This window comes from Halalkalibacter oceani (assembly GCF_023715605.1).
Taxonomy (GTDB): Bacteria; Bacillota; Bacilli; order Bacillales; family Bacillaceae_D; genus Halalkalibacter; species Halalkalibacter oceani.
Map to the genome: position 1 here is coordinate 14756 of NZ_JAMBOL010000012.1, position 14363 is coordinate 29118.

At 47.3% G+C, this 14363-nt stretch carries 11 protein-coding genes; 10 read left to right on the forward strand and 1 reads right to left on the reverse strand.

Annotation, left to right across the window (positions count from 1 at the left end):
* The first annotated feature begins 11 nt into the window (after positions 1–11).
* From tig to yihA, 5 genes are all read left to right on the forward strand, one after another.
* On the forward strand, positions 12–1304 hold the full coding sequence (gene tig, locus M3202_RS13370) for a trigger factor (protein ID WP_251223836.1): 1293 nt from the start codon (positions 12–14) through the stop codon (positions 1302–1304).
* 540 nt (positions 1305–1844) lie between these two features.
* Positions 1845–3119 carry an ATP-dependent protease ATP-binding subunit ClpX gene (gene clpX, locus M3202_RS13375; protein WP_251223837.1) on the forward strand — a complete coding sequence of 425 codons (1275 nt, stop codon included), beginning with the start codon at positions 1845–1847 and terminating at the stop codon, positions 3117–3119.
* 499 nt (positions 3120–3618) lie between these two features.
* Positions 3619–5289: an ATP-dependent protease LonB gene (gene lonB / locus M3202_RS13380; protein ID WP_251223838.1), complete on the forward strand. Its 1671-nt coding sequence runs from the start codon at positions 3619–3621 to the stop codon at positions 5287–5289.
* A 141-nt stretch (positions 5290–5430) separates the two neighbouring features.
* Positions 5431–7758 (forward strand): endopeptidase La, encoded by a 2328-nt coding sequence (lon, locus tag M3202_RS13385; protein WP_251223839.1) that lies wholly within the window; start codon positions 5431–5433, stop codon positions 7756–7758.
* Positions 7755–8342 (forward strand): ribosome biogenesis GTP-binding protein YihA/YsxC, encoded by a 588-nt coding sequence (yihA, locus tag M3202_RS13390; RefSeq protein WP_251223840.1) that lies wholly within the window; start codon positions 7755–7757, stop codon positions 8340–8342. Before lon ends, yihA begins: the two co-directional genes overlap by 4 nt.
* 128 nt (positions 8343–8470) lie before the next feature.
* On the opposite strand, the gene M3202_RS13395 is transcribed toward yihA, so the two are convergent.
* Positions 8471–8944: a LiaI-LiaF-like domain-containing protein gene (locus tag M3202_RS13395; protein ID WP_251223841.1), complete on the reverse strand. Its 474-nt coding sequence runs from the start codon at positions 8942–8944 to the stop codon at positions 8471–8473.
* A gap of 305 nt (positions 8945–9249) precedes the next feature.
* Here M3202_RS13395 and hemA point away from each other — a divergent pair, with 305 nt between their 5' ends.
* From hemA to hemB, 5 genes are all read left to right on the forward strand, one after another.
* On the forward strand, positions 9250–10626 hold the full coding sequence (gene hemA, locus M3202_RS13400) for a glutamyl-tRNA reductase (RefSeq protein ID WP_251223842.1): 1377 nt from the start codon (positions 9250–9252) through the stop codon (positions 10624–10626).
* A 17-nt stretch (positions 10627–10643) separates the two neighbouring features.
* On the forward strand, positions 10644–11459 hold the full coding sequence (locus tag M3202_RS13405; protein WP_251223843.1) for a cytochrome C assembly family protein: 816 nt from the start codon (positions 10644–10646) through the stop codon (positions 11457–11459).
* Positions 11460–11648: 189 nt separating this feature from the next.
* On the forward strand, positions 11649–12584 hold the full coding sequence (gene hemC, locus M3202_RS13410) for a hydroxymethylbilane synthase (protein WP_251223844.1): 936 nt from the start codon (positions 11649–11651) through the stop codon (positions 12582–12584).
* Positions 12581–13375 carry a uroporphyrinogen-III synthase gene (locus M3202_RS13415; RefSeq protein WP_251223845.1) on the forward strand — a complete coding sequence of 265 codons (795 nt, stop codon included), beginning with the start codon at positions 12581–12583 and terminating at the stop codon, positions 13373–13375. The genes hemC and M3202_RS13415 overlap by 4 nt, the downstream gene beginning before the upstream one ends.
* Positions 13368–14348 carry a porphobilinogen synthase gene (gene hemB, locus M3202_RS13420; protein WP_251223846.1) on the forward strand — a complete coding sequence of 327 codons (981 nt, stop codon included), beginning with the start codon at positions 13368–13370 and terminating at the stop codon, positions 14346–14348. Before M3202_RS13415 ends, hemB begins: the two co-directional genes overlap by 8 nt.
* Positions 14349–14363 lie beyond the last annotated feature (15 nt).

Consider the following 14363-nt stretch of genomic DNA (forward strand, 5'->3'; position numbering starts at 1 on the left):
AGGGAAAGTAAATGACTACAAAATGGGAAAAGTTAGAAGGTAATGAGGGTGTCCTTACTGTAGATGTAGCTGCGGAAAAAGTGGACGAGGCTCTTGATCAAGCATTCAAAAAGGTCGTCAAAAAAGTAAACGTACCAGGTTTTCGTAAAGGGAAGGTTCCTCGTGCCCTGTTCGAAAAGCAGTTTGGTGTAGAAGCACTTTATCAGGATGCACTTGATATTCTTCTTCCAGAAGCGTATGCCGGTGCGGTTGACGAAACAGGTATTCAGCCTGTTGACCGTCCTGAAATTGACATTGAAAAAATGGAAAAAGGTGCGAACCTTGTTTTCACAGCAAAAGTAACGGTCAAGCCGGAAGTGACTCTTGGCGAGTACAAAGGGCTTGAAGTTGAAGAAAAGGATACAACTGTAACCGATGAAGACGTCGATGCAGAATTAAAATCACTACAGGAACGTCAGGCAGAGCTTGTCGTTGTTGAAGATGGCGCAATCGAAAACGGCGATACTGCAGTGATGGATTTTGAAGGGTTCGTTGACGGGGAAGCGTTTGAAGGCGGAAAGGCTGAAAACTATTCGCTTGAAATCGGTTCTGGTCAATTTATTCCCGGCTTTGAAGAGCAGCTTGTCGGCTTAAAAGCAGGGGAAGAAAAAGATGTGGAAGTGACATTCCCTGAGGAATATCATGCGGAGAATCTTGCTGGGAAGCCAGCGACGTTCAAGGTGAAGATCCACGATATTAAGCGCAAGCAATTGCCTGAGCTTGATGATGAATTTGCGAAAGATGCGAATGAAGAAGTGGAAACACTTGATGAATTGAAAAAGGAACTGAAAGATAAGCTGCAAAAAGATAAAGAGCATGAAGCTCACCATGAAATCCGTGACACATTGGTCGAAAAAGCGGCAGAAAATGCTACGATCGACATTCCGGAAGCAATGATTACGACTGAAGTGGATCGGATGATGCAGGAGTTCGAACAACGTCTGCAAATGCAAGGAATGAACCTTGAGATGTATTACCAGTTTTCCGGTCAAGACGAGTCGGCAATGCGCGAACAGTTCAAGGTTGACGGCGAAAAACGCGTCCGTATCAATTTGACGCTGGAAGCAATTGCTGATGCGGAGAACTTGGAAGTAACGGAAGAAGATGTTGACAAGGAACTTGAAAAAATGGCTGAAATGTACCAGCGGTCGGTTGAGGAAATCAAGACGATTTTCGCCGCGCAGGGCGGACTTGAAGGAATCAAAGGTGACCTGAAAGTTCAAAAGGCTGTTGAATTTCTTGTTGACAACAGCAAAAAGAAATAAAGTCATTCATTAATTTTGTACAAAGTTTAAAGATGGCTGTAACGGTGTGAGGCACATTACTCACGCCGGCTCGGTCCATTGCTTCGGAGGTGTTTTAAAAGGTAAAATCGGCCTTTTCAGACACCTCTTTTTCCACATCATGATTCTTCACTTTCTCGCTCTTTCGTGTATGACATGCCTGTTTTTAGAACAAGCTTAGAAAAACAGGTTTGAAGTAGGTGAGAAAAGTGTATCAATTTAGAAAAGAAAAAGGATTTTTCTCTCTAAATCTTGAATGTATAAGCAATCCTTACATAAAATGAAGTAATCCACATAGCACTATGAAGGTCTGTACATATTAAGCTTTGAGCTGAAAGACGGGTAAAAAGAGTTTTTTTTAGTGGTTTTTGCGTTTGTATGATACAATGACGAAACATACGATCAGAAGCTTGATTTACAGGTATCGTCCCTATGGTCGTCGTGAAGTCAGCAAGTTGGGAACGCTTTATCCTAGATAGAGAAGCATCGAGGATGATACAATTATTCTTTAGGGGTGATAATATGTTTAAGTTTAACGAGGAAAAAGGACAATTAAAATGTTCTTTTTGTGGAAAAACACAAGACCAAGTCCGCAAGCTTGTAGCTGGACCTGGTGTGTATATATGCGATGAGTGCATTGAGCTTTGTACGGAGATTGTGGAAGAGGAGCTTGGAACGGAAGAAGAAGTGGAATATCAGGAAGTTCCAAAGCCGCACGAAATCAGACAAATTCTTGATGACTATGTCATTGGACAAGATCGCGCCAAAAAGTCGCTTTCGGTCGCCGTCTATAATCATTACAAGCGAATCAACTCTTTAAACCGCTCTGATGAAGTCGAGCTGGCGAAAAGTAATATCTGTATGATCGGACCTACTGGAAGCGGGAAAACGTTATTAGCTCAAACGTTGGCGCGGATTTTAAACGTGCCGTTTGCGATCGCCGACGCGACTTCTTTAACTGAAGCCGGTTATGTCGGGGAAGACGTCGAGAATATTCTTTTGAAGCTGATTCAGGCCGCTGATTATGATGTCGAGAAAGCAGAAAAAGGAATTATTTACATCGATGAGATCGATAAAGTCGCCCGCAAATCGGAAAATCCATCCATTACACGTGATGTATCCGGTGAAGGCGTGCAGCAGGCGCTGCTTAAAATTTTGGAAGGAACAACAGCGAGCGTGCCGCCGCAGGGGGGACGCAAGCATCCGCATCAGGAGTTCATTCAAATTGATACGACAAATGTTCTCTTCATTTGCGGTGGAGCATTTGACGGAATTGAGCAGATCATTAAACGCCGCCTCGGGAAAAAAGTCATCGGATTTGGTTCAGAAGTGAAACAGGAGGAACTGAAGCCAGGCGAATATTTAGGCAAAGTCTTACCGGAAGATTTACTTCGGTTCGGTTTAATTCCTGAATTTATCGGCCGTCTGCCGGTGATTTCTAGCCTTGAGCCACTTGATATTGACGCATTGGTTGAAATCCTGACGGCGCCAAAAAATGCGCTAGTAAAGCAATACCAAAAGCTGCTTGAGCTTGACGATGTTGAGCTTGAATTTACAGAGGAAGCTTTGCGCGAAATTGCCAACAAAGCGATTGAGCGGAAAACAGGGGCCCGCGGCCTCCGTTCCATCATCGAGACATTAATGCTTGATGTGATGTTTGACCTCCCATCACGCGATGATGTCGTGAAATGTATCATTCATGATAAGTGTGTCACAGACAATGAGCCACCAACGCTGCTCACAAAAGACGGCACAGAAATTACACTCTCCCAAACCGAACCAAAAGAAAGCGCGTAAACAAAAAGAGTGTTCCCACATGGGAACACTCTTTTTAAGTAATGAGCGGAGCCGCTGCAATTCTTTAAGTCAGCCCTGGCTGACACGCAGCGCGCGGAGCCATTATGCGTAGACATCTCCAAAACAGCGCGTGGAGTCCGGGCCACGGTTTTAAAGCCAGAAGGAAAGTGGTTTTCTTTCCTTCTGGCTGCGCCCGGAACGTAACCGCTGTAAGTAATGACCGGAGCCGCTGCAAGCTCTATTAAATTAGCTAGGAGTGAAGTTCTCCTAGCTAATATGCAACGAGAGGAATTACAAACACTTAGTAGGACAGGGCAGTGGCTTCGTTTCTGCGCCTAGTTTAAGCCTGGAAAAAAAGGTGAACGTTCACCTTTTTTCCGGGCTCTTTTTGTGGAGGCCCTGATAAACGTAACCAATCTTTCTCAGAAGTTTCTTTGATTAGGGAAGTGGTTCCCGGTCATACTAAAAGAAACAAACGACAACTTCTGGAGGGGTATGTATGAATTGGACTGGAATTGCATTGGTTGTGCAACTTTTTTTTGGCGTTGTCATCGGCATTTACTTTTGGAATTTATTACGGAATCAACGGAGTCAGCGCGTCTCGATTGACCGGGAATCAAGAAAAGAGATGGAACAATTAAGAAGGATGCGCTCCATTTCATTAAGCGAGCCGCTTTCCGAGAAGGTTCGGCCCGCAAGCTTTGCTGATATTGTTGGGCAGGAGGAAGGGATTCGCTCACTGCGTGCCGCATTATGCGGACCGAACCCGCAGCATGTGATTATTTATGGACCGCCCGGGGTCGGCAAAACAGCGGCGGCTCGGCTCGTGTTAGAAGAAGCGAAGCGCAACGCAAAATCTCCATTTTCCCAGGATGCTGTTTTTGTTGAATTGGATGGTACGACAGCCCGCTTTGATGAACGGGGGATTGCCGATCCGCTCATTGGTTCCGTCCATGATCCGATTTATCAGGGAGCCGGAGCGATGGGACAAGCCGGCATTCCCCAGCCGAAGCACGGCGCGGTGACGAAAGCGCACGGCGGTGTGTTGTTCATCGATGAAATTGGCGAGCTTCATTCGATCCAATTAAATAAACTGCTTAAAGTGCTGGAGGACCGCAAAGTCTTTTTAGAGTCTGCTTACTATAGTGAGGAAAACAGTCAAATTCCCCGCCATATCCACGATATTTTTCAAAAGGGATTGCCGGCGGATTTTCGTTTAATTGGGGCGACGACAAGAACGCCGCAGGAGCTTCCTCCGGCGATTCGGTCACGCTGCCTGGAGGTTTATTTCCGCGCGCTCAAGCCGAAAGAAATTATTCAAATAGCTGAAAAAGCAGCGGCGAAAATCTCGTTCACAGCCGAAGAGGGAGCGATTGAATGCATTGCCAAATACGCCACCAATGGCCGTGAAGCGGTAAATATTGTGCAAATCGCCGCCGGTGTTGCCACGTCGGAGGGCAGAACAACATTGAGCTGCGCCGATGTCGAATGGGTGCTTCATGCGAGTCAGTTGGCCCCGCGTCCAGAGCGGAAGATTCACCATCAGCCGGCGGTAGGGCTCGTCAACGGTCTCGCAGTGTATGGGCCTAATCTCGGAGCATTGCTGGAAATTGAAGTTAATGTTATTAAAAATGAGGGAAAAGGGAATGTAAACATAACCGGTATTGCCGAGGAGGAAAGCACAGGCAACCAAATGCGTTCGATTCGCCGGAAAAGCATGGCGAAAGGGTCAGTGGAAAACGTCGTGACTGTCTTGCGAAGAATGGGGATTCCGACTCAGGATTATGATATTCATGTCAATTTCCCGGGGGGAGGACCCGTTGATGGTCCATCTGCGGGAATTGCGATCGCAACAGGAATTTATTCGGCGATTCGCGGAGAAAAAATTAAAAATACGGTGGCGATGACCGGCGAGCTTGGCATCCATGGAAAAGTGAAGCCGGTCGGCGGCGTTGTCGCGAAGGTGGAAGCAGCAAAGCTTGCAGGCGCGCAAACCGTGATGATACCTAAGGAAAATGAGCAGGCTCTCCTGCAGGAAGTCACCGGGATTGAGGTGATTGCGGTTGAGCATCTTGATGAGGTTCTTGAGCTGGCAATGGAAGGAGCCGAAGCAGATCAGGAAGTGGTCCCTGCCGGAATTGAAATGAATACATCCATAGCACCAGTATAAGATTAGACAAAGGTTGGGGGATAAGATAAAATTGAAAAAGATTAGAATCTTCCCCAAAAGATCTCAAGGAACAGTGGGAAGAAAGTACGCTGTTCTTTGTGAATGCTAGATTGGAAATAGGATGTATGGAGGTGTATGCGGATGGTCGATACAGCGACAAAACGACAAATTCCGCTTCTACCGTTACGCGGATTGCTTGTCTTTCCGGCAATGGTGCTGCATTTAGATGTCGGTCGGGCAAAGTCCGTTCAAGCGTTAGAGCAGGTCATGGAACATGATCATCAGATTTTACTTGCTACTCAAAAGGAAATTTCTATAGATGAACCTACGAAAGAAGATATTTATACAGTAGGAACTATAGCGAAAGTAAAGAGTTTGTTGAAACTCCCGAATGGGACAGTCCGCATCCATGTAGAAGGACTGAAACGAGCCCGGATTGAACAATTCGTTGATGAAGGGGACTTTCTTCAGGTAGAAGCGCTTCTGCTTGAGGACGAGGATAGTCAGATGACTCCGCAGCTGGAAGCAACGATGCGCAATCTTCTTAAGATGTTTGAACAATATACGAAAGTTTCCAAAAAAATATCAGCCGATACATTGACAATCGTCAAAGATATGACTGATCCAAGCCAGTTCGCCGACGTGATCGGCGCGAATCTTCCGTTGAAACTGGCTCAGAAACAGGAGCTGCTTGATACGACGTCTGTTGAAAAGCGGATGATGACGTTGATCGATATTCTGAACAATGAGCAGGAAGTGCTCGGATTAGAAAAGAAAATTGGCCAGCGCGTCAAGAAGTCGATGGAAAAAACGCAAAAGGAATATTATTTGCGCGAACAGATGAAGGCGATCCAGAAGGAGCTTGGCGATAAGGAAGGACGCACGGGAGAAGTAGCGAGTCTTCGCGAGCGGATTGAAAAAGCCGAAATGCCGCCGTCTGTCGAAGAAAAAGCGTTAAAAGAGCTTGACCGTTACGAGAAGATGCCGCCGAATTCTGCGGAAAGCTCCGTTCTGAGAAATTATTTGGACTGGCTTGTTCAATTGCCGTGGACGACGGAAACGGAAGATCAGCTTGATGTCATTCGCGCTGAAGAAATTTTGAACGAGGATCATTACGGGCTGGAAAAGGTCAAGGAGCGCGTGCTGGAATATTTGGCTGTTCAGCAATTAACACGGGAACTAAAAGGGCCGATCCTCTGCCTGGCGGGACCGCCTGGAGTCGGGAAGACATCGTTGGCCCGCTCGATTGCCCGTTCACTGAACCGTCATTTTGTCCGAATTTCTTTAGGCGGCGTTCGCGATGAAGCCGAAATTAGAGGTCATCGCCGCACGTATGTCGGAGCGATGCCCGGCCGAATTATTCAAGGGATGAAAAAAGCAGGTTCGATTAATCCGGTATTTCTGCTTGATGAGATCGATAAAATGGCCAATGATTTTCGCGGTGATCCATCTGCCGCCCTGCTGGAGGTACTCGACCCGGAACAGAACAACAGCTTTAGCGATCATTATATTGAAGAACCTTATGATTTATCGAAGGTGATGTTTGTCACAACGGCCAATAATATTAACACGATTCCGGGACCGCTGCTCGACCGGATGGAAATTATTCCAATTGCCGGCTACACGGAAGTGGAAAAGATCCAAATTGCGAAGAATTATTTATTGCCGAAGCAGAAAAAGGATCATGGTCTCTCAAAAGGGATGCTGCAAGTAAAGGATACAGCATTGCAGAAAATTGTCCGCTACTATACACGCGAAGCAGGCGTGCGCAGCTTGGAAAGACAATTGGCTTCGGCCTGTCGGAAGGCTGCCAAGATCATTGTGTCGGGTGAGAAGAAGCGAGTTATCCTGACGGAAAGAGTTGTAGAGGACATGCTTGGAAAGCCGCGCTTCCGCTATGGTCTTGCTGAAGTGGAGGACCAGGTCGGAGCGGCGACTGGACTGGCCTATACGACTGCCGGCGGCGATACGCTCTCGATTGAAGTTTCGATTTCTCCGGGAAAAGGAAAACTGACACTCACCGGAAAGCTCGGCGATGTGATGAAGGAGTCGGCTCAGGCGGCGTTCAGCTATATTCGTTCCCGTTCTGAAGAGCTTGAAATTGACCCGGGCTTCAATGAAAACAGTGATATTCATATCCATGTGCCGGAAGGAGCGACGCCGAAGGACGGGCCGTCAGCCGGTATTACAATGGCAACGGCACTGATCTCCGCTTTGACGGGCCGCCCTGTGAAAAAGGAAGTTGGCATGACTGGAGAAATGACGCTCCGTGGTCGTGTCTTGCCGATCGGCGGTTTGAAAGAGAAGTCGATGAGCGCTCACCGCGCCGGTCTGAAAACAATCATCATTCCGAAGGACAATGAAAAAGATTTAGAAGAGGTGCCGGAAAGTGTACGGGCTGACTTGGAGTACATCCTCGTCTCACACTTGGATGAAGTGCTTCCTCATGCGTTAGGAGAAAAGCAATGAAAGTAACAAAAGCAGAGTTGGCAAAGGTCGCTGTCAAGCCGGACCAATACCCCGATACGCAACTTCCTGAAATCGCGTTATCCGGCCGTTCCAATGTCGGAAAATCGTCTTTTATTAATAAGATGATCAATCGGAAGGGACTTGCCCGTACGTCCCAGAAACCGGGAAAAACGCAGACGTTAAATTTTTATGAGGTGAATGAGCAGCTTTATTTTGTCGATGTACCTGGCTACGGCTTTGCCAAGGTGCCGAAAACCGAGCGCGAGGCCTGGGGACGAATGATCGAAACGTATTTACAAAATCGCCCGCAGTTAAAAGCGGTCATTCAAATTGTCGATCTGCGACATCCGCCGTCAGCAGATGATAAAATGATGTACAACTGGCTGAAGCACTTTGATATGCAGGTGATCGTTGTCGCGACAAAGGCCGATAAAATCCCAAAAGGAAAATGGCAAAAGCATCTTAGCATCATATCTAAGGATTTGCAAAAGGATGAGAGCGATCCGATTATGCTTTTCTCGGCAGAAACGGCCCATGGAAAAGAAGAATTATGGAAAAAAATTCTCTACTATGCGTCAATGTAATGAGCGGAACCTCCACGCTCTTTTAAAGCCCGTTGTGAGTGGGTTTCTCACAACGGGCTTGTGGCGTGTGAAGCCATTGCCAGTAGGTCCAAAGCTAGTTTTGTCTCAAGCTCTTTCTGCGTTCCTGTTCATCTTTTAATTAAAAGAATGATACCGAGCGCAATGAGAATAAGCGGCCAAATGCCGCCGAGAAACGCAAAGGTATGCAGCAGCCAGGCGAACGGGTTGAGTGAAGTGAAGCTGATAATGGCAATGATCAGCAGGATGATCGCAGGAATCAGCCCATCACGCTTCGTCTTTTGAAAGGAAAGAAAAAAGGCAAGACTGATAATGAACGGATACATTCCCCAATGATCCGGCCATGACGCAATGAACTGCAAGCCGTGAAAGTGAACACCGAGTCCGGTAAGGAGGCTTCCGGGAAAGACCATTGAACTTTCCCTGCCCCAATACCCCTGGGCCAAAAAAGCGATCCCGATTACAATGAGAATCGAAGGCCAGGACAAAAGCTGCGCGGCAAATGGGAAAGAAAGCTGCTGCAGCAAAAAATAACATCCAATACCAATTAGTAAAAAGCCCGGGAAAATCCGCCCCTGTTTCATAAAATCCTCCCTTTGATGAAAGCATAAGACATACTTATTGCATTACGCGGTTATGATAGTTATAGTAGAGATTGTGTAATAATGCTGAATGTAGCTTGCAATATGATCATGATAGCATAGCCTTCATGATCTGTTCACAATTTTTTTGGAAGTGCTACATTAGACATGTTATAATGTAGACAGTTAAAAGTGAATCGGATTCGCCCTTTAGGATAAAGGGTAGAAAAGATAGAGAACGGATGAAGGATAAGAAAGACGCTTCTGGCGTTTTCTTAGGGATTTTTATTATGGGGGTGAACGTCAGGATGCATATACTGGTTGTGGGGTTTAACTATAAAACGGCTCCTGTCGAAATGAGAGAAAAGTTTGCGTTTCAGGAAGCAGAGCTCCCTCAAGCGTTAACAAAGCTGCGTCATATGAAAAGTATTCTTGAGTGCACGATTATATCGACCTGTAATCGGACCGAGGTGTATGTTGTCGCGGATCAGCTGCACACCGGTCGTCATTACACGAAAACCTTTCTGGCTGAATGGTTTGACATGGAAAAGGAAGAATTTCTGCCGTATGTAACGATCCGCGAAGATCAGCAAGCGATTGAACATTTATTCCGGGTTACGTGCGGCCTGGATTCGATGATCCTTGGTGAAACCCAAATCCTCGGGCAGGTGCGTGAAAGTTTTCTAATCGCTCAGGAGCAGCAGGCAACGGGCACGATCTTTAATCAGATGTTCAAGCAGGCGATCACGCTTGCGAAGCGAGCTCATTCCAATACGGAAATCGGTCAGCATGCGGTGTCTGTCAGCTATGCAGCGGTCGAGCTTGGTAAGAATATTTTCAGCAACTTCGCCGGTAAACATGTCGTGATTCTTGGCGCAGGGAAGATGAGTGAGCTGACAGCGAAGCATCTTCACGCCAATGGCGCTACGAAAATTACCGTTATTAACCGGACAGAAGCGAAGGCAGCTGAGCTGGCGATGAAGTTCCTCGGACAAGCGCGTCCTTTTGAAGAGCTTCAATTGACGCTGGCGGAAGCCGATGTCGTCATCAGTTCAACGGGGGCAAGAGACTTTGTCGTCACAAAAGAGATGATGGGAAAAGCGATGAAAAAGCGGAAAGGCCGTCCGCTTTTCATGGTCGATATTGCTGTGCCGCGCGATCTTGATCCGGCGCTGGCTGATTTTGACGACGTCTATCTTTATGATATTGACGATCTGCAAAACATTGTCGAAGCAAATCTCGCTGAACGGAAGCGGGAAGCGGAGAAAATTGAGCTGATGGTGGAAGAGGAAATCGTTGAATTTACGCAGTGGGTAAATACGTTAGGAGTTGTTCCGATCATTACCGCTCTCCGGACGAAAGCATTGGCGGTACAGGCTGAAACAATGGAAAGCATTGAGCGTAAGCTGCCTGACTTAACGGAGCGGGAAAAGAAAATCTTGCGAAAACATACAAAGAGCATTGTGAACCAGCTTTTGCGTGATCCAGTTACGAAAGTAAAAGAACTTGCTGCGCAGCCGGATGCTGATGAAGCGCTCGATCTATTTACCCAAATTTTTGGTCTTGAAGAAGAATTGACTGCTCAACAGGAAAGTGCTCGAATTGAAGAAGTAGAGAAAAAGTGGGAGGCGCACAAGCAAGAATATGTAACGGCATCGCATAAAGCTGCTGTTGTCCGCTCTTAAGAGAGAAGGGACTCATCATGAACTGGATTTATCCTGTTACGATTGTCTTATATAGCTTCAGCGTACTTGGCTATTTTATCGATTTTTTACAACACAACCGGAAAGTCAATCGATTGGCTTTCTGGTTGCTTTCTATTGTCTGGGTTTTACAGACCTCTTTTTTTATCATTAGAGCCTTGGAGTTAAATCGTGTCCCGCTTATGACGCCATTTGAAGGGCTGTTTTTTTACGCTTGGCTTGTCGTGACCTTGTCACTGGTGATCAATTGGTTTTTCCGGGTTGATTTCCTTGTGTTTTTTGCCAATGTGATCGGCTTTAGCATGATGGCTTTCAGCTTGTTTACCCCTGATGGCGATATTCCGCAATCGTTGACGGTTCTGCTCGCTTCAGAGCTGCTCGTCATTCATATTTCGATTATTTTATTATCCTATGCTGCCTTTACTCTTTCCTTTGCGTGCCAGATTATGTACGTGCTTCAGCACCAGATGCTGAAACGAAAGGCATGGGGCCAGAGGCTGTTTCGCTTCGGCGGCTTAACAACGCTTGATACGCTTTCTTACCGCGCGGTTATCATTGGTTGGCCGCTTTTGTTTATTGGTCTGATTCTCGGCTTCGTCTGGGCATCGACGCAAGCGACATATATCCCCCTGCTTGATTCAAAGGTGATTAGCTCCGTGCTCGTCCTCGGGATTTATGGAGTCTATCTGTATATGAGGGTCGTCAAATTTACGAGAGGCTATAATATGGCGCTGTTAGGCATTGCCGGCTTTCTCGTCCTGTTGATTAATTACTTCCTGTCAGGGCAGTATTCGAATTTTCATTTATGGTATTAAGCGCGGGACGGGATTTTTCCTTGAAAGAGCATAAAGGGTATAAATTTTTAGGGCGATTAACGGAAGAGCGTCGGCTCCACGCACCGCTTCTAAGAAAAGCCGTTTTACGATTTTCTTATTTCCTGTTGAATCGGGCCGGATCAGGTTAGAATAGAGAGAACAGAAGATTGAAAGGAAGGAAGAACGCATATGCGAAAAATTGTGATTGGGTCAAGACGCAGCAATCTTGCTCTTACCCAAACCGATTGGGTCATCGCTCAATTAAACAAACTTGAGCTGCCCTATAAATTTGAAGTAAAAGAGATTGTAACAAAAGGTGATAAGATACTTGATGTGACGTTGTCGAAGGTCGGCGGCAAAGGGCTGTTTGTCAAGGAGATTGAGCAGGCTTTAGCTAATAAAGAGATTGATCTTGCCGTACATAGTATGAAGGACGTCCCGTCTGTTTTGCAGGATCAATTTACATTGGCAGCGATTACAGAGCGCGAAGACCCGCGTGATGTCTTAATTTCCAATGATCATGTTCTGCTTAACGATTTAAAGCCGGGAGCCGTCATCGGGACAAGCAGTTTGCGGCGTTCCGCTCAGCTTCTTGCTGCGCGACCGGATCTGGAAGTGAAGTGGATCCGCGGAAATGTAGAAACGCGGCTGCGCAAGCTTCGTGAGGAAGGCTTTGATGCGATTATTTTAGCCGCTGCCGGATTGAAAAGACTGCAGTTTTCCGAGGAGCTTATTACGCAATATTTAGAGCCTGAGCTATGCGTGCCGGCAGTCGGGCAGGGGGCACTCGGACTTGAATGCCGCACCGATGATGATGATTTGATCGGACTTCTCGCCCATATTAATGACGACACAACGGCAAGAACGGTGACTGCGGAGCGGACGTTCCTGCACCGGATGGAGGGCGGCTGCCAGGTTCCGATTGCCGGTTACGCCGTTATTGAAGCTGATCAAAGCTTGTCATTGACTGCCCTTGTCGGTTCTCCGGAAGGCGATGTTCTCTTGAAGGAGACGGTCAACGGAGACGATCCGCGGACGATCGGTGAGGAAGCAGCGAAGCGCTTATTGGCGCAAGGAGCGAAGGAAATTCTCGATAAAGTGAAAAAAGAGCTGGATCAGCAATGACGGAGCTTCCCCTGGCTGGAAAAAGAATTCTCGTTACGCGAGCAAAGGAACAAGCTGAGGCTCTTTCCGCCCTTATTAGACGGCATGGGGGGACAGCGATTGAAGTGCCGTTGATCGCCTTTCAAGCTCCGGCAGACGGCGCACGAAGCGAAGCGGTGCTCAAGCAGCTGGACAGCTACAAATGGCTCGTTTTTACGAGTGCCAACGGCGTGCGCTTTTTTTTCGAGCGGCTGCGCGAGCTTCGGCTGACGGGTCAATCCTTGCCTGTCAACATAGCAGCGGTCGGCGCAAAAACGGAGGCGGCGCTTAGCCGGTACGGACTGCGGGCTGATCTGATTCCGGAAAGCTTTGTCGCCGAGGGGCTGCTCGAAGCGTTGAGTCCGAAGGTGGAAAGAGGAGATCGTCTTCTGCTCGCACGCGGGAATCTTGGAAGAAGCCTGTTGCCAAATGAGCTGACGAAGCTAGGTGTTCAAGTGGAGGAGCTGATCGTTTATGAGACGGTTTGCCCGCCGTCAGCAAAGGCGGAGCTACGTGCTGCGCTTCAGCATACGACCCTTGATTATGTTACTTTTACAAGCTCGTCGACAGTCTCTCATTATGCGGAGCTGTTAAAAGAGCTGGAAGCTGAAGGGGTGACAGCATCGGCGAAAATAGCCTGCATCGGGCCAATCGCCGCCAGGACGGCACGTCATTACCGCTTATCGGTTGATCTCATGCCTGCTAAATATACGATAGAAGCTTTAGTGGAACAACTTGTGTTACATACGAAGGGAGAGAAGGAAAATGACTGATTTACAATTTAGACGTCATCGCCGTTTACGGAAAACGAACTCGATTCGAAAGATGGTTCAGGAGACGCAGATTCATGCGAGTGACTTAATCTATCCGCTTTTTGTCACGGAAGGAACGAATGAAAAGAATGAAGTCGCTTCCATGCCAGGTGTGTTCCAATTGTCGCTTGATCTTGTTGATGCTGAAATCGATGAAGTCGTATCACTTGGAATCCCGGCCATAATGCTGTTCGGCGTGCCGAATCATAAGGATGATGTTGGAACGTCCGCTTATCATGATCACGGAATCGTGCAAAAAGCGATTCGCCAAATTAAACAACATTATCCGGACGTAACGATTATTGCCGACACATGTCTTTGCCAGTATACCGATCACGGGCACTGCGGCGTGATCGAAAACGGTCAGGTGTTAAATGATCCTTCGTTGAGCCTATTAGCGAAAACCGCCGTTTCTCAGGCCGAAGCTGGTGCCGATATTATCGCGCCTTCAAATATGATGGACGGTTTCGTTGCTGCGATTCGCCACGGTCTTGATGAAGCCGGTTTTGAAGATATTCCGATTATGTCCTATGCGGTCAAGTATTCATCGGCTTTTTACGGTCCGTTCCGTGATGCCGCCCACAGCTCGCCGAAGTTCGGCGATCGCAAAACGTATCAAATGGACCCGGCCAATCGGCTCGAGGCATTACGCGAGGCGGAGTCTGATATTGAAGAAGGAGCTGACATGCTGATTGTCAAGCCGGCCCTTTCATACTTGGATATTATTCGGGAAGTCAAGGATTTTTCCGGTATGCCGATTGTTGCCTATAATGTTAGCGGGGAATATTCGATGGTGAAGGCAGCCAGTCAAAATGGCTGGATCGACGAGAAGGCAATCGTGTTGGAGAAAATGATCAGTATGAAGCGCGCAGGTGCTGATCTCATTTTGACTTACCATGCGAAAGATGTTGCACGCTGGATTTCCAATTCATAAAGGAGGCTGATGCAA

What these genes read in the sequence shown, in the direction of transcription:
- lon (WP_251223839.1), top strand. Translation starts at nt 5,431, where the DNA reads ATGGTCGATACAGCGACAAAACGACAAATTCCGCTTCTACCGTTACGC.
- tig (WP_251223836.1), top strand. Translation starts at nt 12, where the DNA reads ATGACTACAAAATGGGAAAAGTTAGAAGGTAATGAGGGTGTCCTTACT.
- lonB (WP_251223838.1), top strand. Translation starts at nt 3,619, where the DNA reads ATGAATTGGACTGGAATTGCATTGGTTGTGCAACTTTTTTTTGGCGTT.
- clpX (WP_251223837.1), top strand. Translation starts at nt 1,845, where the DNA reads ATGTTTAAGTTTAACGAGGAAAAAGGACAATTAAAATGTTCTTTTTGT.
- hemA (WP_251223842.1), top strand. Translation starts at nt 9,250, where the DNA reads ATGCATATACTGGTTGTGGGGTTTAACTATAAAACGGCTCCTGTCGAA.
- M3202_RS13395 (WP_251223841.1), bottom strand. Translation starts at nt 8,944, where the DNA reads ATGAAACAGGGGCGGATTTTCCCGGGCTTTTTACTAATTGGTATTGGA.
- hemB (WP_251223846.1), top strand. Translation starts at nt 13,368, where the DNA reads ATGACTGATTTACAATTTAGACGTCATCGCCGTTTACGGAAAACGAAC.
- M3202_RS13405 (WP_251223843.1), top strand. Translation starts at nt 10,644, where the DNA reads ATGAACTGGATTTATCCTGTTACGATTGTCTTATATAGCTTCAGCGTA.
- M3202_RS13415 (WP_251223845.1), top strand. Translation starts at nt 12,581, where the DNA reads ATGACGGAGCTTCCCCTGGCTGGAAAAAGAATTCTCGTTACGCGAGCA.
- yihA (WP_251223840.1), top strand. Translation starts at nt 7,755, where the DNA reads ATGAAAGTAACAAAAGCAGAGTTGGCAAAGGTCGCTGTCAAGCCGGAC.
- hemC (WP_251223844.1), top strand. Translation starts at nt 11,649, where the DNA reads ATGCGAAAAATTGTGATTGGGTCAAGACGCAGCAATCTTGCTCTTACC.